The organism is Cellulomonas sp. HD19AZ1 (genome assembly GCF_004535805.1).
Classification (GTDB): Bacteria; Actinomycetota; Actinomycetes; order Actinomycetales; family Cellulomonadaceae; genus Cellulomonas; species Cellulomonas iranensis.
Genome location: NZ_SPHX01000003.1, coordinates 66,260 through 87,456, shown reverse-complemented (window position 1 = coordinate 87,456; position 21,197 = coordinate 66,260). Strand labels below are relative to the sequence as shown.

Below are 21,197 nucleotides of genomic sequence, written 5' to 3'. Positions count from 1 at the left end.
GTCGCGCCGCTCACGGCTGGACCCACGGCAGGCCGTCGGCGCGCCAGCCGACGTGGCCGCGGTGGCCGTCGGGGCCCGTCGGACCCTCGAAGCCCTCGAGCACGTTGTACGCGGGCCCGTAGCCGGCCGCGGTCGCGGCCTGCGCCGCGCCGATCGAGCGCTGGCCCGAGCGGCACAGGAACACCACGGGCCGGCCGTCGCCCGGCGTGACGCCGGTCGCGGCGAGCTGCTCGAGGAACCGCGGGTTGGGCTGCCCGGACGGGTACTGCACCCACTCGACGAGCGCGGCCTGCCGGCCGACGGGCCGCAGGTCGGGCACGCCGACGTAGCGCCACTCGGCGTCGGTGCGCACGTCGACGAGCACGGCGTCGTCGCGCTCCTGCAGGATCTGCCAGGCCTCGGTGGCGGTGACGTCCCCGGCGTAACCGGGGGCGGGACGCGGCTGCACGGTCATGGTCCTCCCATCGTCTCTGGCGGTAGCACCCTGCGCCACGGTCGCCCGTGCGGGTTGCTGCGGCGTCGTCGAGCCAGATCTCTCGGCCGCTCTGGATGGTCGCGGCGATGCTACGCCCGACCGGGCGGCGTCGTCGCGGGCGTCTCACGGCGGGCGTCCCACGGCGGGCGGCGCGCCGCGCGGGCACGTGCGGCGCCGTGCCAGGGTGGGTGCCGATGGACGTCCCCGAGGGCTTCGCGCTCCGCCCCACGACCGCGGCCGACGTGCCCGCGCTCACGCGCCTGCTGCACGCCGCCTACGCCGACCTCGCCGCCGCCGGCCTGAACTTCACGGGCGCGACGCAGAGCGACGAGGTGACGGCGGCCCGCACGCTGGGCGGCGGCGCGTCCTGGGTCGTCGTCGACGCCGCCGGTGCGCTCGCGGGGACCGTCACGTGCAGCAGCCCGCCGAGCGGCGGGCTGCGCGCGCTGACGGCCGCGGCGCGCGCGCCCGGCCGGGTGTGGCTCAACCAGCTCGCGGTCCGTCCGGACCTGCGTGGGCGCGGCCTGGCGTCCGTGCTGTGGGGTGCGCTGCGGTCGTGGGCGGTCGACCGCGGCGCGGGCTCGGTGGGGCTCGACACGGCCGTCCCGGCGCGCGGGCTGCGGCGGATGTACGCGCGTTGGGGGTTCGCCGAGGGCGACGTGGTCCAGTGGCCAGGCAAGGCGTACCGGAGCGTCGTCATGGTGCGCGACCTGCCCTGACGTCCGGTCCGGGCCGGTCTGCTCGTCCCTCGAGGCGAGACGTCGCGTCTCGCATCCCGAGAACTGCGGCGCGTCGCCGTTGACACGCGCCGGACCCCGCACCGATCCTCGACCCAGGTCAAGAGTGTCAGCGCGAAGCCCCGGCTCGCTGGCCGGCAACCCTCCAACCGCGGTGGGGTGCCCCGGGTGACGACCTGGTCGCGCGCCGTCCGGCGCCGGCAAGCGCGGGACCGGCCGGTCCCGAGGGACCCGTACCGGAGGTACCACCATGACCACCGTCACCGAGCTGCTCGCGTGTGCCGACGAGGCGTCCGGCGCCGCCGTTCCCACCGGCCCTGCCGTGCTCGACCCCGGCCCGCTGCTGCCCGTCACGGGAGCGTCCACGACCGTGCCGCTGGTCGACGGCACGAGCCGCACGTACGCCAACCTCGACTGCGCGGCGAGCGCGCCCGCGCTCGCGTCCGTCGCCGCACGCGTCGCCGAGGTGCTGCCCCTCTACGCGTCGGTGCACCGCGGCGCCGGGTACCTGTCGCAGGTGTCGACCGCGCTGTACGAGGCGTCGCGGCAGTCGATCGCCCGGTTCGTCGGCGCGCGCGAGGACGACGTCGCGATCGTCACGCGCAACACGACCGACTCGCTCAACCTGCTCGCGGGCGTCGTGCCCGAGGGTGGGGCCGTGCTCGTGCTCGACGTCGAGCACCACGCCAACCTGCTGCCGTGGGTGCAGCGCAGCACGGGCGCGCGCGCCGGCACCGGCCGGGTCGCGACGGTCCTGCCGATCGCGGAGACGGTCGCCGCGACGCTCGACGCGCTGCGCGACGAGCTCGCACGCCGCCCGTACGCCCTGCTCACGCTCACCGGCGCGTCGAACGTCACGGGCGAGTCGCTGCCGCTGGACCGCGTCGTCGCGCTCGCGCACGCGGCCGGCACCCGCGTCGCCGTGGACGGCGCCCAGCTCGTGCCGCACCGCGGGTTCTCGCTCGCGGCCTCGGACGTCGACTACGTCGCGTTCTCGGGCCACAAGACGTACGCGCCGTTCGGCGCCGGCGCGCTCGTGGGGCGCCGCGACTGGCTCGACACCGGCACGCCGTACCTGGCCGGCGGCGGTGCCGTGCGCGACGTGCGCACCGACCGCACCGTCTGGCAGCCCGCCCCCGCGCGCCACGAGGCGGGCTCGCCCAACGTGCTCGGCGCGATCGCTCTCGCGCAGGCCTGCGACACGCTCGCGGCGCTGCCCGCCGGTGCGCTCGAGGCGCACGAGCAGGCGCTGCGCGAGCGGCTCGTGGCCGGCCTCGAGGCGATCGACGGCGTGCGCGTCGCGCGCATCTGGCCCGACGCGGTCGACCCCGTGGGCGTCGTGACGTTCACGGTCGGGGACCTCAACCCGGGGCTCGTCGCCGCGTACCTGTCCGCCGAGCACGGCATCGGCGTGCGCGACGGGCGGTTCTGCGCGCACCCGCTGCTCGCGCGCCTCGGCGCGTCGCACGGCGCGGTGCGCGCGTCGGTCGGTGTCGGCACGACCGTCGAGCACGTCGACCGGCTCGTCGCGGCGCTCGCGACGCTGCTGACGGGCGGCCCGGCCGCGTCGTACGAGGTCGTCGACGGCTGCTGGACCGTCGCCGACGACACGCGCCCGCTGGTCGAGGTCCGCGGCCTCGACCACCTGGCCGCGACCGCGGCCGCCGCCTGCGGCCCCGCGCTCGACGACTGACCCCCACCCCGCGAGGGGTCGATCCAGCCCCACCCGGGGGTGGTGACCCCACCCCCGGTGTGGTGAGAGCTCGATCCACCCCACCCTTGGGTGGTGAGAGCTCGATCCACCCCACCCTTGGGTGGTGAGAGCTCGATCCACCCCACCCTTGGGTGGTGAGAGGTCGATCCAGCCCCACCCTGCACGGGGTGAGAGGTCGATCCAGTCACCTCTGCCGGGCACCGCGGAGAAATGACGCCACGCCTGACCGGGGCGCCCGCGAGGATGGGCGCGTGCAGCACGATCTGACCCTCGAGGGCCACGGCGCCCGCCTCGTCCCGCTCACGCGCGAGCACGCCGCGGCGCTCGCGGCGTTCGTCGACGAGCGCGTCTGGCGCGGCATGACGACGCCCACGCCGCGGGGCGTCGACGACCTGCTGGGCGTCGTCGAGACCGCGCTCGCGACGCCCGCGCGGTACGCCTTCGCGGTGCTCGTCGACGGCGAGGTCGTCGGGTCGACGTCGTTCTACGACGTCGACCTGCGCATGGGGCGCCTCGAGGTCGGGCACACGTTCTACGACCCGCGCGTGTGGGGCACGCACGTCAACCCCGCGTGCAAGCTCCTGCTCATGACGCACGCGTTCGAGACGTGGGAGGTCGCGCGCTGCGCGTACCGGGTCGAGGCGCGCAACGCCCGCTCGATCGCCGCCGTGACCAAGCTCGGCGCGCGGCCCGAGGGCCGGTTGCGCGGGCACCGCGTCGCGGCCGACGGCACGCGCCAGGACTCGTTGTACTTCTCGGTGCTCGCCGACGAGTGGCCCGACGTCCGCGCACGGCTCGTGGACCGGCTCGCGGGGCACGACGTCGCCGACGGCCGCACGTCGGTGCTGCTGATCGGCGGCCGCTCGGGCGTCGGCAAGTCGACGGCCGCGGCCGCGGTGCACGACCTGCTCGTCGCGCGCGACGTGCCCCACGCGCTCGTCGAGGGCGACGCGCTCGACCTCGCGCACCCCGCGCCGTGGGAGCACGGCGTCGCGGCCGCGAACCTCGCCGACGTCTGGCGGCGCTACCGCGCGCTCGGGCACCGCCGCCTCGTCTACACCAACACGGTCAGCGTGCTCGAGACCGAGACGCTGGCGGCCGCCGTCGGGGACCGCCCGCACGTCACGTCCGTGCTGCTCACGTCGTCCGACGCGACAGCGCGCGAGCGCCTCGCGCGCCGCGAGCAGGGCGCGTCGTACGACGCCCACGTGGCGCGCTCCGACGCCGCGGCGGCTCGGCTCGAGCAGGCCGCTGGGCCGCACGTGCACCGCGTGCCCACCGACGGCCGCACGCCCGCCGAGGTCGCGGCAGACCTGGTCGCGCTCGCGGGCTGGTGAGCACGACGACGACCGGGCGCTGACCGCGGGCCGGCATCCGCGGATCGGGGGACCGGGACCGGGGTACCGGGATCCGCGCCCGGGACCCGTCGACCGGGGCCCGGGGGCCGCGACCCGCGGCTGGCTCCCCCCAAGCATGGCCGGCGCAGTCAGTCCTCGACGACCAGCCCGACGTGGTGCGCGAGCAGCGGCGCGAGGTCGTACAGCTGGTCGGTGCTGACCCGTGCCCCGCCCAGCCCGCCCACGCCGTCGACCGCGCGCAGCCGCGCACCGCGCAGGTCGCACGCCGTGAGCCGCGACTGCGAGGCGTCGAGGCGCCGCACGTCGCAGTCGACCACGACGAGCCTGCCGACCCGGGCGTGGCTGAGGTCGAGGTCCCCGAGCGTCACGCCCTCGAGGCGCAGCTCGTCGACCGTGGACTCGCGCAGGTCGAGGTAGTCGACCTTGCCGCCGGTCACGCGCACCCGGGTCCAGCTCGACCCGAACGCGCTCAGCGCACCGATCCGCACGTCGGCGAGCGTCGTGTCGCGCCACGTCGACGACGGTGCGCGCAGCGTGCCCGCGCGCACGGCCCGCCACGTCGAGTCGAGAACGCGCGCGCGGTCCAGGTCGACGTCGTCGAGGTCGCAGTCCTCGACCGCGCACTCGAGGAAGCGCGCGCCGGTGGCGTCGCGGCCGCGCAGGTCGAGCCCGCGGAACGCCAGGCCGTCGAGGTCGGCGTCGGGCTCCAGGTCGTACGCGTCACCGGTGAGCATGGACCGACCTTCCCACGCGCGTCGGACACCGGAGGCCGGACGTCCCGCCGGCAGTCAGGGGGTGATCGGCGTGACCGTGCCCGTCAGGTGCGGCTTGCCCGACCGCGGGTGCCACACCGCGAACGCGTGGCCGTCGTCGTCGCGCGCGACGCGCACGTCGGGCGTCGCGGGCAGCAGCACCGGCGCCGCGAACTCGACGTCCCACGCGAACGCGTCGCCGCGCGCCGCTCCGACGTCGGCCAGCGCGCGCGACGCCGTGAACATGCCGTGCGCGATGGCCCGGGGGAACCCGAACGCGCGCGCGGTGAGCGGGGACAGGTGGATCGGGTTCCGGTCGCCCGAGACCGCCGCGTACCGCCGGCCCGTGTCGGCGGGCAGCTCCCAGCGGCCCGTGCGCACCGGTGGCGTGAAGGCGGCACGCTCGGCCCCGCCGTCGTCCCGGCCGTCCGGCAGCCGCACGCCCTTGGCGAGGTACGTCGAGACGCCGCGCCACGCGACGTCGCCGTCGGCGGCGACCTCGGTGACGAGGTCCACCTGCGTGCCCGACCGGTGCGGCCGCAGGTCGCGCGCCCACGCACGGACGCCCAGGCGGTCGCCCAGGAGGAGCGGCCGACGCTGCTCGACGCGGTTCGCCAGGTGCACCATGCCCAGCAGCGGCAGCGGGAAGTCGTCGCGCACCATCACCGCGGTCGCCACCGGGAACGCGAGCACGTGCACGAACCCCGCGGGCAGCGCGTCCGTCGCCGGCTCGCCCAGCAGATGCTGGTATGCCGTGAGGTGGTCGACGTCGGCGCGCACGTCGTCGACCGCGTAGGTGACCTCCGGCAGCGTCCAGCCGCCACCGCCACCGCCACCGCCACGCCGGCGCGCGGACGCGACGAGCCCCCGCGCGTACAGCCCGCCGAGCCCCGGCACCCGCGGCAGCGCGACCAGCGCGTCCGGCGCGCCGCGCGTCACCGGCCCACCAGGTTCTGCCCGCAGACCCGCAGCGTGCGGCCCACGACCCCGCCGGCCGCGGGTGACGCGAGGAACGCGATCGCCTCGGCGACGTCGACCGGCTGGCCGCCCTGCTGCAGCGAGTTCAGGCGCCGTGCGACCTGCCGCGTGAGCGCCGGGATGCGCGCGGTCATCTCGGTCTCGATGAACCCCGGCGCGACCGCGTTCGCGGTGCCGCCGAACGGCACGAGCAGCGGCGCGGTCGCGCGGACCATGCCGATGACACCGCCCTTGGACGCCGCGTAGTTGGTCTGCCCGCGGTTGCCCGCGATGCCCGACGTCGACGCGAGCGACACGATGCGCGGCGCGTCCGTGAAGTCGCCCGACGTCAGCAGCGCCTCGTTGATGCGCAGCTGCGACGCGACGTTCACCGCGAGCACCGACGCCCACCGGTCCTCGCCCATGTTGGCGAGCAGCTTGTCGCGCGTGATGCCCGCGTTGTGCACGACGACGTCGAGCCGCCCGTGCCGCGCCGTGGCGTGCGCGAGGATCCGCTCGCCCGCGTCGGGCGCGGTGACGTCGAGCTGCAGCGCCGTGCCGCGCACGCGGTTGGCGACCTGCGCGAGCTGCTCGCCCGCGGCCGGGACGTCCACCGCGACGACCGTCGCGCCGTCGCGCGCCAGCACGTCGGCGATCGCGGCACCGATGCCGCGCGCCGCACCGGTGACGACCGCGACCTTGCCGGCCAGCGGGCGGTCCCAGTCGGTCGGGAGCTCGCCCGCGTCGGAGTCGACCTCGAGCAGCTGCCCGTCGACGAACGCCGAGCGCGTCGACAGGAAGAACCGCAGCGCGCCCACGACGCTCGGGGCCGTCACCGGCACGCCGTCGGCGACGACCACGCCGTTGCCCGTCGCACCGCCGCGCAGCTCCTTGGCGAGCGAGCGCAGCAGCCCGTCGACGCCCTGCCGCGCGGCCGCGACCGCGGGCGCGTCGTCGGCGCCCGCGGGGCGCGACACCGTGACGACCCGGCCGCCCGCCCGCAGGCCCTTGAGCACCGCGCCCGCGGCGAGCACCGGTCCCTGCAGGTCGTCCGGGTGCGTGACGTCGGTGAGCACGAGCACCACGGCCGCGTACCGCACGTCGGGGGTCGCGTGCCGGTGCACCTCGAGGTCCCAGCCGTCGAGGACCGCGGGGGCGTCACCCGTCGGCGCCACGCCGCCCGCGGGTGACGAGAGCAGGGTCGCGACCGCGTCGGCGTCGGCGCCCGTGCCGAGCACGAGCGCGGGGCCGTCGAGCAGCGGCTGCCCGGGCCGGTGGCGGCGCAGCACCGCGGGGCGGGGCAGGCCCAGCTGGGCGGCGAGCTTCTTGGTCAGCCCGCTGTTGACGAGCTCGAGGTACCGGTCGGTCATCACGACTCCTGCGTCGTCGGTGGGGCGGGGGCGCACCCGAGCGGGTGCGGGTGCGGTGCGCGGTCAGGCGGCCTCGAGCAGCGCGGTCAGGCCCAGGCCGCCCGCGGCGCAGATCGACACGAGCGCGCGCACGGGGGACTCGTCGCCGGCCGCGACCTGCGCGGCCCGGCGGGCGTGCAGCTCCTTGGCGATCGTCGCGACGATCCGGCCGCCGGTCGCGGCGAACGGGTGCCCGGCGGCGAGCGACGAGCCGTGCACGTTGAGCCGCGCGGGGTCGACCGTGCCGAACGCGCCGTCGAGGCCGAGGCGCTCACGGCCGAACTCGTCGGACCCCCAGGCGGCGAGGGTCGTGAGGACCGTCGACGCGAACGCCTCGTGGATCTCCACGTAGTCGAGGTCCTCGAGCCGCAGGCCGTGCCGTGCGAGCAGCCGCGGCACGGCGAACACGGGCGCCATGAGGAGCCCGTCGACGCCGTGCACGAAGTCGACCGCGCCGGCCTCGGCGTCGACGACCGCGGCGAGCGGCGTGAGGTCGTGCGCCGCGGCCCAGTCCGCCGACCCGAGCAGGACGGTCGACGCGCCGTCGGTGAGCGGCGTCGAGTTGCCGGCGGTCATGGTCGCGGGCGCGTCGAGGCCCAGGCCGAACGTGGGCCGCAGCGAGGCGAGCTTCTCGAGCGAGGAGTCGGCGCGCAGGTTCGCGTCGCGCGTCAGGCCGCGGTACGGCGTGACGAGGTCGTCGAAGAAGCCCGCGTCGTACGCGGCTGCCAGGCGCTGGTGGCTGCGCAGCGCGAGCTCGTCCTGCGCCTCGCGCGTGATGCCCCACTGCGCGGTCGTGAGGGCCTGGTGCTCGCCCATCGACAGGTGCGTGCGGGGCTCGGACGTGCGCGGCGTCGCGGGTGCGAGGTCCTTCGGCCGCAGACGCGCGAGGGCCTTCAGGCGCTGCTGCGGGGTCTTCGCGTGCGACAGGTCGAGCAGCACGCGGCGCAGCCGGTCGCTCACGGCGATCGGGGCGTCGGACGTCGTGTCGACGCCGCCCGCGACCGCGGACTCGAGCTGGCCGAGGCGGATCTTGTTGGACAGGGACACGACCGTCTCCAGGCCGGTCGCGCAGGCCTGCTGGACGTCGTACGCGGGGGTCGTCGGGGCGAGGGCCGAGCCGAGCACCGCCTCGCGCGTGAGGTTGAAGTCGCGGCTGTGCTTGAGCACGGCACCCGCGGCGACCTCGCCGATCGTCTCGCCCTGCAGCCCGAACCGCGCCACGAGGCCGTCGAGCGCGGCGGTGAGCATGTCCTGGTTGGACGCCTGCGCGTACCGCCCGCCGGCGCGCGCGAACGGGATCCGGTTGCCGCCGAGGACGTACGCGGGGCGGGGGAGCGTGTCGGAGGCTGCGGTGCTCGTGCGGGTGGCCATGGGGCGGTCCCTCTCGGCGTCGATGACGGTGGGTCGCGAGCGGCGCCGGGCGGCTCTGCGCGAGGGCCGTTGGTCCCGGACCTGTGTCCGAAACCCACAGTACCTGATACCTTCGGTTTCGTGAGTTCTGTCACACAGGGACCGTCGACGGCGACGTCCCCCCGCCGCAGCCGCGACGACGCGCCCGGACCGTCCGCCGCCCGGGCGCTCCCGGTCGCCCTCGCCGGCACCCCCGTCGAGACGCCCCTCGGCGGCGACCACGACGCCCCCGAGGACGGGCGCTCCACGCGGTGGGCCGACCACCGCGAGGCCCGCCGCGCCGAGCTCGTCCGCGTCGCCCGCCGCACCGTGCACCACCACGGCCCCGACGTCTCGATGGAGGAGATCGCGGCCGCCGCGGGCACGTCCAAGTCGATCGTCTACCGGTACTTCAGCGACAAGACCGGCCTGCAGATCGCGGTCGCCGAGGCCGTCGTGCTGCAGATGCAGGGCGCGCTCGAGGGCGTGCTGCGCGTCGCGCCGACGCCGCGCGAGGGCCTGCGCGCGATGGTCGCGGTGTACCTCGAGATGATCGAGTCCTCGCCGCACGTCTACGCGTTCGTCACGCGCCACGGGTCGGTCGAGTCCGACGGGCCGCTCGGCCACTTCCTCGCATCCGTCACCGCGCTCGTCGCCGCGCCGTTCGCGCGCGGGCTCACCGACGAGCGCGACGGCCGGCGCGTGGCCCGCCGGCCCGCCGCCCCCTCCCACGACCCTGCGACGCCCGGCGGCGCGGCCACCCTCGCCGACCCCTGGGCCGCGGGCGCGGTCGGCTTCGTGCGCGGCGCGGGGGAGTGGTGGCTCGCGCACCGCGGCGAGCCGGGCGTGCCCGACCGCGAGGCGCTCACGGCCCAGCTCGCCGCCTGGCTCTGGGCCGGGCCCGTCGGCCTCCTCGCGCGCGACCACCCGCGCGCCGGCGACCCCGGACCCACGGCCCTCGACCCTCGTCCCGCCCACCCGGCGGCGCACCACCCCACGGCCGGCGACGACGCCGGCACCACCCCCAGGGAGCAGCGATGACGACGACGACCGACCGCCCCACCGCCCGCCCGGCCGCCGCCGACCCGCGCGTCGACGTCCCCGCGCTCGAGGAGCTCCTGCTGGGGCGGTACGCGGACCTGCGCCGCTCGGCGCGCGCGATCGTCGCCGACCCGGACTTCCAGAAGATCGAGGGCCAGCCGGTGGCCGAGCACCGCGAGCGCGTGCTCGCGCAGCTGCGGCGGCTCGAGTCGGAGCACGACGTGCTGCGCGCCTTCCCGGCCCGGCACGGCGGCGCCGACGACCACGGCGGCTCGCTCGCGCGGTTCGAGGAGCTCGTCGCGGCCGACCCGTCGCTGCAGATCAAGGCCGGCGTCCAGTGGGGCCTGTTCGCCTCGGCGATCCTGCACCTGGGCACCGAGCACCACCACGACACGCTGCTGCCCGACGCGATGCACCTGCAGGTGCCGGGCGCGTTCGCGATGACCGAGACGGGCCACGGGTCGGACGTCGCGTCGATCGGCACGACCGCCGAGTACGACGCGGGCACGCAGGAGTTCGTCATCCACACGCCGTTCCGGGGGGCGTGGAAGGACTACCTCGGCAACGCGGCGCTGCACGGCACCGCGGCCGTCGTCTTCGCCAAGCTCGTCACCGCGGCGCCGGGGCAGCCGCGCGTCGACCACGGCGTGCACGCGTTCTACGTCCCGATCCGCGACCCGCGGACCGGTGAGTTCCTGCCGGGCGTCGGCGGCGAGGACGACGGCGTCAAGGGCGGGCTCAACGGCATCGACAACGGGCGCCTGCACTTCGACCACGTGCGGGTCCCGCGGGCCAACCTGCTCAACCGGTACGGCGACGTCGCGCCCGACGGCACGTACTCGTCGCCCATCGCGAGCCCGGGGCGGCGGTTCTTCACGATGCTCGGGACGCTCGTGCAGGGGCGCGTCTCGCTCGACGGCGCCGCCGCCAACGCGAGCAAGATCGCGCTCGCGATCGCCGTGACGTACGCCAACCAGCGCCGGCAGTTCGCAGGGGGGACCGCCGACGAGGTCGTGCTGCTCGACTACGGGCAGCACCGCCGCCGCCTGCTGCCGCTGGTGGCGGAGGCGTACGCCGCGACGTTCGCGCACGAGGAGCTGCTCGCGGCGTTCGACGAGGTCTTCTCGGGTCGCGGGGACACGCCCGAGAAGCGCGAGGACCTCGAGACGCTCGCGGCGGCGCTCAAGCCGACGTCGACGTGGGCGGCGCTGCGCACGGTCCAGACCGCGCGCGAGGCGTGCGGCGGGCAGGGCTTCCTCGCCGAGAACCGGCTCACCGGTCTGCACGCCGACCTCGACGTCTACGTGACGTTCGAGGGCGACAACACCGTGCTCTACCAGCTCGTCGCCAAGCGCCTGCTCGGCGACTACGCGGCCTCGCTCAAGGCCCTGCAGTCCGACCGCGGCGACCTCGCACGGTTCGTCGTCGACAAGGTCGCCGACGCCGCGCTGCACCGCACGCCGCTCGTGCGCGCCGTGCAGACCCTCGGCGACCGGGGCGACGCGCGGCGCTCGGTCGGTCAGCTGCGCGACGAGGCCACGCAGCGCGAGCTGCTGACCGACCGCGTCGAGGCGATGGTCGCGCAGCTCGCGCAGGCGCTCGCGCCCGCGCGCCGGATGAGTCCCGAGAAGGCCGCCGCGCTGTTCGACGCCCACCAGCACGAGCTCATCGAGGCCGCGCGCGCGCACGCCGAGCGCGTGCAGTGGGAGGCGTTCACGCGCGGCCTCGCGCGCGTCGAGGACCCGGGGACGCGGCAGGTGCTCACGTGGGTGCGCGACCTGTTCGGGCTGACGCTCGTCGAGCGGAACCTCGCCTGGTACCTCATCCACGGGCGGCTCTCCGCGGGTCGCGCCCGCACCGTCACGTCGTACATCGACCGGCTGCTCGAGCGGCTGCGCCCGCACGCGCAGGACCTCGTCGACGCGTTCGGGTACGGGCCCGAGCACCTGCGCGCACCGATCGCGTCGGGCGCCGAGGCGCAGCGGCAGGACGAGGCGCGCGCGTACCTGCGGTCGCAGCGCGCGAGCGGCGACGCGCCCGTGCCGGAGAAGCACCTGAAGGGCTGACCCGCGTCGGGCACGCGGCGCGCTACCGTGCCGCGTGCCCGAGACGGTCCTGCGGTCGACGCCCGACGCGCCCTGGCTGCCGCCCGGCGGCCGCGCCGAGGTGGTGCGGTCGGCGGTCGCGCCCGTGCCCGCGGGGCTGGTCCGGCTGCTCGTGCGACGCGGCGACGCGGTGCTGTGCGTGCCGCGCGACGACGGCCGCGCCGACCTGCCGATGCGCGCCGTCGCCGCGGACGACCCCGACGGGTCCGCGGCGGCCGCGGCGCTCGCGCGGGACGTCCTGGGCCCGGGTGCGCGGCCCGTGCCCGTGGGGCACGTGCGCAACGTCGTGACCGCGCCCGACGCCGGGTACCCGTGGCCGGTGCCGCTCGCGCACTTCACGGTGTGGCGCGCCGACGGCGACCCCCGCGACACGGGGACGTGGGTCGACGTCCGCGACCCCGCGTGCGTGCTGCGCGAGCGGCACTGGTGGCCGCTGGTCGGCGACGACCCGGCCTGACGCGCCGCCGCGCCGCCGAGTCGCCGCGCCGCCGAGTCGTCGAGTCGTCGAGTCGTCGGACGACCGTCCCGCGCGCGCGTCTCCACGTGCGAGGCTGGACCACGCACCCACCCCTCGCCGCACCCGACAGGAGCCCCTCGTGGTCGACCTCGCCTACGTCATCGCCGGTTCGGAAGCCACCGGCGGCGCCGGCATCCAGGCGGACCTGCGCACGTTCCAGCAGCTCGGCACGTTCGGGCTCGGCACCGTGACCTGCCTCGTGTCGTTCGACCCCGCGCACGACTGGAACCACCGGTTCTTCCCGGTGCCCGCCGAGGTCATCGCGCAGCAGATGGAGGCCGCGACGGCCGCCTACGACCTCGACGTCGTCAAGATCGGCATGCTCGGCACGCCCGCGACCATCGACGTCGTCGCCGAGGGCCTGCGTCGTCAGCCGTGGCGGCACGTCGTGCTCGACCCGGTGCTCATCTGCAAGGGGCAGGAGCCGGGCGCCGCGCTCGACACCGACAACGCGCTGCGCGAGCAGGTCGTGCCGCTCGCGACGGTCGTGACGCCCAACCTGTTCGAGACGCACGCGCTGTCCGGCATGGCGTCCATCGAGACGGTCGAGCAGCTCACCGAGGCCGCGCGCCGGATCCAGGAGCTGGGCCCGCGCGTCGTCGTCGCGAAGGGCGGGGTCGACCTGCCCGGCGACGACGCGGTCGACGTGCTGGTCGACGGCGACGAGGTCACCGTGCTGCGGACGCCGAAGGTGGGGCGCGAGCGCGTCGCCGGCGCGGGCTGCACGCTCGCCGCCGCGATCACCGCCGAGCTCGCCAAGGGCGCCGACGTCGAGGACGCCGTGACCGCGGCCAAGGCGTTCGTCACCGCGGGCATCGAGGGCCGCATCGGCGGTCGCGCGCCGTTCGAGGTGGTCCGCCAGGGCGCCTGAGGGCTGCCCGGGGCAAGCATCTGTCGCCCCCAGAGGTGCGACGGCGAGGTCAGGCTTACCTTGCAAGAACGGGCCTCGCGTCCGCGAGGCCAGAACAGCAGGGGGCTGACGATGGTCACGAACACTCGCAGAGCCGCACGCCGTCACCACGAGCCTGACGTGGTGGAGCTGAACCCCGTCTTCGCCCGCCCGGGCGAGGCGACGGAGATCCCGAAGTTCCGCCTGCCGGACGAGGAAGCGCTCCCGGCGACGGCCTACCAGATCGTCCACGACGAGGCGATGCTCGACGGGAACGCCCGCCTCAACCTCGCCACGTTCGTCGGGACGTGGATGGACGAGCACGCGTCGCGGCTGTACCTCGAGGCCGCCGACAAGAACATGATCGACAAGGACGAGTACCCGCAGACGGCCGCGGTCGAGACACGATGCTGGACGATGCTCGCCGAGCTGTGGCACGCGCCCGACCCCGAGCACACGATCGGCACCTCGACGATCGGGTCGTCCGAGGCGGCGATGCTCGGCGGGCTGGCGCTCAAGCGGCGCTGGCAGCACGCGCGGCAGGCCGCGGGCAAGCCCACGGACCGCCCCAACCTCGTGCTGTCCAGCGCGGTGCAGGTCTGCTGGGAGAAGTTCTGCAACTACTTCGAGGTCGAGGCGCGGTACGTGCCGATCTCGTGGGAGCACAAGGTCCTCGACGGGTACGACCTGGAGTCCTACGTCGACGAGAACACGATCGGCGTCGTCGCGATCATGGGCGTGACGTACACCGGGATGTACGAGCCGGTGGCCGAGATCGCCGCGGCCCTCGACCGGATCCAGGAGGCGACCGGCCTCGACGTCCCGATCCACGTCGACGGGGCGTCGGGGGGCATGGTCGCGCCGTTCGTCCAGCCCGACCTCGCGTGGGACTTCCGCGTCCCGCGCGTCGTGTCGATCAACACGTCGGGGCACAAGTACGGCCTCGTCTACCCGGGGCTGGGGTGGGTCGTGTGGCGCGACCTGGAGTCGCTGCCCGACGACCTGATCTTCCGCGTGTCGTACCTCGGCGGGGACATGCCGACGTTCGCGCTGAACTTCTCCCGTCCCGGTGCGCAGGTCCTGCTGCAGTACTACCTCTTCATCCGCCTCGGCAGGGCCGGGTACACCGCGGTGCAGCAGACGTCCCACGACGTCGCCCTGTACCTCTCGGGGGAGATCGCGAAGATGCCCGCGTTCGAGCTGTGGAACGACGGGTCGGACATCCCCGTGTTCGCGTGGCGCCTGCGCGAGGGGCACACGTCGAACTGGAACCTGTACCACCTGTCCGACCGGCTCCGCACCAAGGGGTGGCTCGTCCCGGCGTACCCCATGCCGGTCGACCTCACCGACGTGACGGTGCAGCGGATCGTGGTGCGCAACGGGTTCAGCCACGACCTGGCGTCGGCGTTCCTCGCCGACCTGCGCGACGAGGTCGACTACCTCGACGCCCTCACCGGGCCGATGCCCGCCGAGGGTCAGCGCTCCGGGTTCCACCACTGAGCGCGGGGGAGGGAGACTCTCATGTCGACAGAGCACCGCACCCCCGCGCCCGGCGCCGCTGCCGCACCGCACGTGCGCGCCGACGGCACGCACGCCCCGAGCGCCGACCACGTCAAGCCGCACCCGTACGGGAAGCCCGGCGCGCGGCAGCCCGCCGGGCACTCCGGGCCCGCCATCGGGGCACCGGCGGCCGGGCCGGCGGCGTTCATGTCCGTCCTGCAGCTCGCGATGCTCACGGTCGTGGTCGTCGCGTCGCTGCGGTCACTGCCTGCCATCGCGACGTACGGCCTGGGCTCCGTGACGCTGTTCATCATCCCCGCGATCCTCTTCCTCGTGCCGACCGCGCTCGTCGCGGCCGAGCTCGCCACGGGGTGGAAGGGCGGGGTCTTCACCTGGGCGCGTGAGGCGTTCGGGGAACGCGTGGGCTTCGTCGCGATCTGGCTGCAGTGGATCCAGAACGTCGTCTGGTACCCCACGCAGATCGCGTTCATCGCCGCGAGCCTGTCGTTCGTCGTGAGCGACCAGCGGCTCGCGTCGAACGGCGTCTACACGGCGATCGTCATCCTCGTCCTGTACTGGGGCTCGACCCTCATCACGCTCGCGGGCGGGAACCTGTTCGCGAAGGTCGGGTCCTGGAGCGGCATCTTCGGCACGATCCTGCCGGCCGTGCTGCTCATCGTGTTCGGCGTCGTCTGGCTGGCGACCGGCGAGCGGTCGGAGACCTCGTTGGAGGCGTCGGCGGTGATCCCGCCGTGGACGGGCATCGCGTCGATCGTGCTCATCGTGTCCAACGTGCTCGCGTACGCGGGGATGGAGGTCAACGCGGTGCACGCCAACGACCTGAAGAACCCCGGACGCGGCTTCCCGCGGTCGATCGCGGTGGCCACGGTCCTCATCCTGCTGGTGTTCATCCTGCCGACGATCGCGATCTCGGTCGCCGTCCCGAAGAAGGAGCTCGGGGTGACGAACGGCATCAACCTCGCGTTCGAGCAGTTCTTCGACCACTGGGGCATGGGGTGGGGCACGCCGGTGATCTCGCTGCTCATCGCGCTCGGCGCGTTCGCGTCGGTCGTGTCGTGGATCGCCGGTCCCTCGCGCGGCCTGCTCGCGGCGGCACGCACGGGGCTCCTGCCCCCGGCGCTGCAGCGGCGCAACAAGGCGGGCGTGCAGAGCGGCATCCTGGCCGTGCAGGGCGGCATCGTGACGCTGCTCGCGCTGCTGTTCGTGCTCGTGCCGAACGGCAACACGGCGTTCATCGCGCTCGTCGACATGGCGGCGGCCCTCTACCTGATCATGTACATGATCATGTTCGCGGCCGCCATCAGGCTCCGGCGCTCGCAGCCGGACGTCGTGCGGACGTACCGGACGCCGGCCATGAAGCTCGTGGCGGGCGTCGGGTTCGTCGCGTGCGCCGTCGCGTTCGTCCTGGCGTTCATCCGGCCCTCGGGGTTCACCGGGCTCTCGGAGGTCGCCTACCCGCTGGTGGTCGCGGCCGTCGTGGTCGTGCTCGGTGGCCCGCCGCTGCTGTTCTACGCCCGTCGCCGGCCGACGTGGGACCGCCGCACCGCCGAGGAGCGCGCGACGACCGACGACGTGCTCGTGAACCCGCCGGACACCCCGGCGCCCACGAGCGCGCCCCGCACGGCCGCCGGGGGCTGAGCACCGCCGGACCCGCCGTGGGCGCGCGCCCCGACCGACACGTCACCGCCGTCGGTCGGAGCGCGCGTGCGCGTCCGCACCGGCTGCGCGGAGTGCGCCCGGCGCCGGTGCGGGACGCGTACCGTCTGACGGCGTGACACGAGCGCGCGCCCGGACGGTGACCACCGCGGTGGTGGTCCTGCTGCTCGCGGCCTGCGCACCGACCTCGCTGCCCGGGCCGGCCGCCGGCACGCCCACGCCCGGACCGGCGGCGCCCGCGACCGGGTCCGCGACGGACGGCGACGCGCTGCTCGACGCCGACGTCGTGCGGCAGCGCGGGCTCCCCCTCGGCGACGCCGGACGGGGTCACCTGCTGCCCGTACCGCACGACGCGACGGTCGACGTCGTCCCGGGCGAGGACGGCGCCGCCGCGTACGCCGTGGCGGCCGGCGGGGACCCCGCGGCGTGGGTCGCGGCGCCCGCGGGTGGCGGTGTCGCGCTCGAGACGGACGGCTCCGCCGTGCTCCGGGGGGCCGGCGGGGACGTGCTCGTCGCGCTCGGACGCCCGGCCGGCGAGGGCCGGACGGCGTCCTGGCAGGTCGAGGGCGACGTGCTGGCGCTGCGCGTCGGGACGCCCACCGACGGTGCGGCGGGCGCGGGTGGTGCGGTGTCGTTCGAGGTCGGGACCGCGGCGCTCACGTCGGCCACGTGGGGCGAGGCCGAGGGCGGTCGCTCGCTCGCGGTGGTCCCGGCGCCGTGGGTGCGCGGCGGCAGCCTCGCGGCGCAGCGCGCGCTGGAGTCGCAGCTCGAGGCGACCGAGCCGGAGGCCGCCACGCCCACCATGCGCGCGCAGCTGTGGTGCCACGTGCTCGGCGCCCCCGACAAGGCGTCGTGGAACCTTGAGCCGTGGCGACCCGAGGTCGGCACGGGCACCCTGATCGCGACGCGCTGCAACCCGACCGACGCCGACGCCTGAGCCGTCGCCGCGGGGGGCGGCGACGTCAGCCCCGGCGGCCTGCCGGTCGTCGTCGCTCGGGCCGGCAGGGCTCGCCCGGCCGCGGCCGTCGCACGTCGGCGGCCACGTCAGGACTCCGCGGCGCGACGGCGCCGCCACGTCACGAGCCCGGCGCCGAGCGCGAGCGCGAGCGCACCCGCGGCGACCAGCGTCCCCGTGCGCGCCCCGGTCGCGGCCAGCACCTCGGAGCGCTCCTGCGTCGCGGCGCGCACCTGCGCGCGGGAGGCGGGCGTCGCGTCGTCGCCGGCCGCGAGCACCTCGGAGCGCTCGGTGGGCGACGGGGCCGGGCTCGGCGTGCCACCGCCCTCGTTCCCGACCTCGGCGACGGGCGACGGGCCCGGGACCTCGCCCGCGGGTGCCGGCGTGGGGGCGGTCGGGGGCGTCGGCGGCGCGGGTGGCGTGATCTCCGGGGCGGGCGGCGCCGCCGGCGGCGCGGGCGGCGGGGTCACGGGCGGCGCGACGGGCGGCACCGCCGGGGGCGGCGTGGTCGCCGTGCGGCACACCGGCGCCTGGCCGCCCTCGCCGTGGTGCTCGTCGTACCCGGCGACCTGCACCCACGTCACGCACGCGTCGGCGGGCAGACCCGCGCGGTCCCACGTGAGCGTCGACGTGCCCGCGAGGTCGGCGTAGGGCGTGCCCGGACCCTCGACGTGCACGTTGCGCGACGCGCGACCGGCGGCCGTGGTGTAGACGACGTTGACGTGCCCGTGGACCTCGAAGACGTCGCCCGCGGGCAGCTCGAGGCCGGTCGGCGTGACGCGGTACGGCGTCGGGGAGTCGGAGCCCGCGCTCGCGGACGTCGCGGCCCCGACGAGCGTGAGCGCGGCGGCCGCGGCGGCGGCGGGGGCGGTGAGCAGGGCGGTGCGACGGCGCGACATCGGGTCCTCGTGTCCGGGGGAGGTGCCGCCCGTGGCGCGTTCGGGTGACGCACGGGGCGGCGGGCACGCGCAGGCTATCGGGCAGAACGGACGAAAAGGATGAGAACCGTGTGAGAAGTGGACGTACGTCGCACGGACGGAGCAACGGGACGTCTCGCCGACGTCTGCTCCCCGGCGTGCGTCGGCCGTGGACGCGCCGCCGTCGCGCCCTCGCGCGCCGGTACCCTGGGGCCGTCTGCCGACCTTGCGGCGCGGGTACCTGCGCGGGCGAGCGCCCCCACGGACCCGGCCCCCACCGAGGGAACCGATGACCACCGCACCTGCGCGCCCCGACGTCCCCCAGCACACGTCCGACACCGTCGAGCACGCCGCCGCGACGCCCGACCTCGAGCAGCCGTTCGCCGAGCTCGGCCTCAAGCCCGACGAGTACCAGCGGATCCGCGACATCCTCGGGCGGCGACCCACCGCCGCCGAGCTCGCGATGTACTCCGTCATGTGGTCGGAGCACTGCTCCTACAAGTCGTCGAAGACGCACCTGCGGCAGTTCGGCGACAAGACCACCCCGGCCATGCGCGAGCACCTGCTCGTCGGCATCGGCGAGAACGCCGGCGTCGTGGACATCGGCGACGGCTGGGCCGTGACGTTCAAGGTCGAGTCGCACAACCACCCGTCGTACGTCGAGCCGTACCAGGGCGCCGCGACGGGCGTCGGCGGGATCGTGCGCGACATCATCTCGATGGGTGCGCGGCCCGTGGCGGTCATGGACCAGCTGCGCTTCGGCGCGCCCGAGCACCCCGACACCGCGCGCGTCGTGCACGGCGTCGTGTCGGGCGTCGGCGGGTACGGCAACAGCCTGGGCCTGCCGAACATCGGCGGCGAGCTCGTGTTCGACGCCTGCTACCAGGGCAACCCGCTGGTCAACGCGCTGTGCCTGGGCGTGCTCCGGCACGAGGACATCCACCTGGCCAACGCCTCGGGCGTCGGCAACAAGGTCGTGCTGTTCGGTGCGCGCACGGGCGGCGACGGCATCGGGGGCGCGTCGATCCTCGCGTCCGAGACGTTCGACGACGAGAAGCCCTCGAAGCGCCCGTCGGTGCAGGTCGGCGACCCCTTCATGGAGAAGGTGCTCATCGAGTGCTGCCTCGAGCTGTACGCCGCGCGCGTCGTCGAGGGCATCCAGGACCTGGGCGCCGCGGGCATCTCGTGCGCGACGAGCGAGCTCGCGTCGAACGGCGACGGCGGCATGCACGTCGACCTCGAGAACGTGCTGCTGCGCGACCCCACCCTGACGGCCGGCGAGATCCTCATGTCGGAGTCGCAGGAGCGCATGATGGCCGTCGTCAGCCCCGAGAAGCTCGACGAGTTCCTCGCGATCACCGCGCGCTGGGACGTCGAGACCGCCGTGATCGGCGAGGTCACCGGCACGGGCCGGCTGACGATCGACCACCACGGCGACCGCATCGTCGACGTCGACCCGAAGACCGTCGCGCACGAGGGGCCGGTCTACGACCGCCCGTACGCGCGCCCCGCCTGGCAGGACGGGCTCGTCGCCGACTCGGTCAGCACGCCCGAGGGTGCGCGGCGGTACGCGCGCCCGGAGTCCGCCGACGAGCTGCGCGCGACGCTGCTGCGGCTGCTCGCCTCGCCGAACCTCGCGTCGCCCGCGTGGGTCACCGACCAGTACGACCGGTTCGTGCAGGGCAACACCGCGCTCGCGCAGCCCGACGACTCGGGCGTCGTGCGCGTCGACGAGACCACGGGCCTGGGCGTCGCGCTCGCGACCGACGCGAACGGCCGCTACGCCAAGCTCGACCCGTACACGGGTGCGCAGCTCGCGCTCGCCGAGGCGTACCGGAACGTCGCGACCGTCGGCGCGCGGCCCATGGCCGTGACCGACTGCCTCAACTTCGGCAGCCCCGAGCACCCCGACTCGATGTGGCAGCTGGTCGAGGCGATCCGCGGCCTGGCCGACGCGTGCCAGACGCTCGAGGTGCCGGTGACCGGGGGCAACGTGTCGCTCTACAACGGCACGGGTGAGCCCGGGCAGATCGACTCGTCGATCCACCCGACGCCCGTGGTCGGCGTGCTGGGCGTCCTGGACGACGTCGCGGACGCCGTGCCGTCGGGCTGGACGCAGCCGGGCCAGGCGGTCTACCTGCTGGGCACGACGCGCGCCGAGCTCGACGGGTCCGCGTGGGCCGACGTCGTGCACGGGCACCTGGGCGGCGTGCCGCCGCGCGTCGACCTCGACGCCGAGCGCCGCCTCGCGCAGGTGCTCGTCGCCGCGGCGCGCGACGACCTGGTCGACGCCGCGCACGACCTGTCGGAGGGCGGGCTCGCGCTCGCGCTCGTCGAGTCGAGCCTGCGCTACGGCGTGGGCGTGCAGGTCGACCTCGACGCGTTGTGCGCGCGCGACGGCGTGACGCCGTTCGAGGCGCTGTTCTCCGAGTCGCAGGCGCGCGTGCTCGTCGCCGTGCCGCGCTCGGAGGAGGTGCGCCTGCAGGACCTGTGCACCGCGCGCGGCGTGCCCGCGCTGCGGCTGGGCGAGACGGCCGAGACGTGCTCGCCGGGCGCCGGGACGCCCGTCGACGACGCGGACCACGCGCACGCGGCCGCCGTCGAGGTGCGGGGGCTGTTCACGCTGCCGCTCGCCGAGGCCCGTGCCGAGTGGGAGGCGACGCTGCCGCGCCTGTTCGGCTGACGGCACCTGCTCGACCCCGACGCCCGCCCTCGCGCCCCGTGCGCGGTGGCGGGCGTCGTCGCGTCCGGAGGGGGCGCCGGGGCGGTGTGCGTCCCGGATCGTGGACGTCGTGTCCGCGGGCG

The 21,197-nt window shown here is 75.7% G+C and carries 17 protein-coding genes and 2 riboswitches; of the genes, 11 read left to right on the top strand and 6 right to left on the bottom strand.

Annotation, left to right across the window (positions count from 1 at the left end; all coding sequences use genetic code 11):
* Nucleotides 1–10: 10 nt before the first annotated feature.
* On the bottom strand, nt 11–454 hold the full coding sequence (locus E4A51_RS06645; protein WP_046529190.1) for a rhodanese-like domain-containing protein: 444 nt from the start codon (nt 452–454) through the stop codon (nt 11–13).
* A gap of 4 nt (nt 455–458) precedes the next feature.
* A riboswitch (SAM riboswitch) is annotated at nt 459–556 on the bottom strand.
* Between the two features lie 113 nt (nt 557–669).
* On the opposite strand from E4A51_RS06645, the gene E4A51_RS06640 reads away from it, so the two are divergent.
* From E4A51_RS06640 to E4A51_RS18965, 3 genes are all read left to right on the top strand, one after another.
* The gene (locus tag E4A51_RS06640; protein ID WP_167748845.1) at nt 670–1,194 is read left to right on the top strand and encodes a GNAT family N-acetyltransferase; all 525 of its coding nucleotides are present in this window, start codon (nt 670–672) and stop codon (nt 1,192–1,194) included.
* A 116-nt stretch (nt 1,195–1,310) separates the two neighbouring features.
* A riboswitch (SAM riboswitch) is annotated at nt 1,311–1,425 on the top strand.
* A gap of 37 nt (nt 1,426–1,462) precedes the next feature.
* A complete protein-coding gene (locus tag E4A51_RS06635; protein ID WP_134851232.1) occupies nt 1,463–2,905 on the top strand; it encodes an aminotransferase class V-fold PLP-dependent enzyme in 1,443 nt (480 codons plus the stop codon).
* Nucleotides 2,906–3,177: 272 nt separating this feature from the next.
* The gene (locus tag E4A51_RS18965) at nt 3,178–4,263 is read left to right on the top strand and encodes a GNAT family N-acetyltransferase (RefSeq protein WP_370297486.1); all 1,086 of its coding nucleotides are present in this window, start codon (nt 3,178–3,180) and stop codon (nt 4,261–4,263) included.
* Between the two features lie 149 nt (nt 4,264–4,412).
* Here the strand turns inward: E4A51_RS18965 and E4A51_RS06625 are convergent, their stop codons facing one another.
* The 4 genes from E4A51_RS06625 to E4A51_RS06610 form a co-directional block, all read right to left on the bottom strand.
* Complete coding sequence (locus E4A51_RS06625; RefSeq protein WP_134851231.1) at nt 4,413–5,018, bottom strand: pentapeptide repeat-containing protein; 606 nt, start codon at nt 5,016–5,018, stop codon at nt 4,413–4,415.
* A 54-nt stretch (nt 5,019–5,072) separates the two neighbouring features.
* Nucleotides 5,073–5,975: a MaoC/PaaZ C-terminal domain-containing protein gene (locus tag E4A51_RS06620; protein WP_240696404.1), complete on the bottom strand. Its 903-nt coding sequence runs from the start codon at nt 5,973–5,975 to the stop codon at nt 5,073–5,075.
* Entirely contained in the window at nt 5,972–7,363 is a 1,392-nt protein-coding gene (locus E4A51_RS06615; protein WP_134851230.1) for a 3-oxoacyl-ACP reductase, read from the bottom strand. Before E4A51_RS06615 ends, E4A51_RS06620 begins: the two co-directional genes overlap by 4 nt.
* A gap of 63 nt (nt 7,364–7,426) precedes the next feature.
* The gene (locus tag E4A51_RS06610) at nt 7,427–8,773 is read right to left on the bottom strand and encodes an acetyl-CoA C-acetyltransferase (protein ID WP_134851229.1); all 1,347 of its coding nucleotides are present in this window, start codon (nt 8,771–8,773) and stop codon (nt 7,427–7,429) included.
* Nucleotides 8,774–8,893: 120 nt separating this feature from the next.
* On the opposite strand from E4A51_RS06610, the gene E4A51_RS06605 reads away from it, so the two are divergent.
* The 7 genes from E4A51_RS06605 (at nt 8,894) to E4A51_RS18550 (ending at nt 17,457) form a co-directional block, all read left to right on the top strand.
* Nucleotides 8,894–9,832, top strand: coding sequence for a TetR/AcrR family transcriptional regulator (locus tag E4A51_RS06605; RefSeq protein ID WP_134851228.1), 939 nt, complete (start codon nt 8,894–8,896; stop codon nt 9,830–9,832).
* Nucleotides 9,829–11,898, top strand: coding sequence for an acyl-CoA dehydrogenase (locus tag E4A51_RS06600; RefSeq protein WP_134851227.1), 2,070 nt, complete (start codon nt 9,829–9,831; stop codon nt 11,896–11,898). The genes E4A51_RS06605 and E4A51_RS06600 overlap by 4 nt, the downstream gene beginning before the upstream one ends.
* A gap of 34 nt (nt 11,899–11,932) precedes the next feature.
* Nucleotides 11,933–12,394, top strand: a complete 462-nt coding sequence (locus E4A51_RS06595) for an NUDIX hydrolase (protein WP_070320497.1) — start codon at nt 11,933–11,935, stop codon at nt 12,392–12,394.
* Between the two features lie 139 nt (nt 12,395–12,533).
* Nucleotides 12,534–13,325 carry a bifunctional hydroxymethylpyrimidine kinase/phosphomethylpyrimidine kinase gene (gene thiD, locus E4A51_RS06590; protein ID WP_046529180.1) on the top strand — a complete coding sequence of 264 codons (792 nt, stop codon included), beginning with the start codon at nt 12,534–12,536 and terminating at the stop codon, nt 13,323–13,325.
* A gap of 111 nt (nt 13,326–13,436) precedes the next feature.
* The gene (locus tag E4A51_RS06585; protein WP_070320498.1) at nt 13,437–14,843 is read left to right on the top strand and encodes a glutamate decarboxylase; all 1,407 of its coding nucleotides are present in this window, start codon (nt 13,437–13,439) and stop codon (nt 14,841–14,843) included.
* Nucleotides 14,844–14,864: 21 nt separating this feature from the next.
* Nucleotides 14,865–16,502 carry an APC family permease gene (locus tag E4A51_RS06580; protein ID WP_082740247.1) on the top strand — a complete coding sequence of 546 codons (1,638 nt, stop codon included), beginning with the start codon at nt 14,865–14,867 and terminating at the stop codon, nt 16,500–16,502.
* Between the two features lie 133 nt (nt 16,503–16,635).
* Nucleotides 16,636–17,457, top strand: a complete 822-nt coding sequence (locus E4A51_RS18550) for a DUF2599 domain-containing protein (RefSeq protein WP_206119974.1) — start codon at nt 16,636–16,638, stop codon at nt 17,455–17,457.
* A gap of 107 nt (nt 17,458–17,564) precedes the next feature.
* Here the strand turns inward: E4A51_RS18550 and E4A51_RS06570 are convergent, their stop codons facing one another.
* Nucleotides 17,565–18,374, bottom strand: coding sequence for an LPXTG cell wall anchor domain-containing protein (locus E4A51_RS06570; protein WP_134851226.1), 810 nt, complete (start codon nt 18,372–18,374; stop codon nt 17,565–17,567).
* A gap of 307 nt (nt 18,375–18,681) precedes the next feature.
* Here E4A51_RS06570 and purL point away from each other — a divergent pair, with 307 nt between their 5' ends.
* Nucleotides 18,682–21,075, top strand: coding sequence for a phosphoribosylformylglycinamidine synthase subunit PurL (gene purL, locus E4A51_RS06565; RefSeq protein WP_070320501.1), 2,394 nt, complete (start codon nt 18,682–18,684; stop codon nt 21,073–21,075).
* The last annotated feature ends 122 nt before the right edge of the window (nt 21,076–21,197 follow it).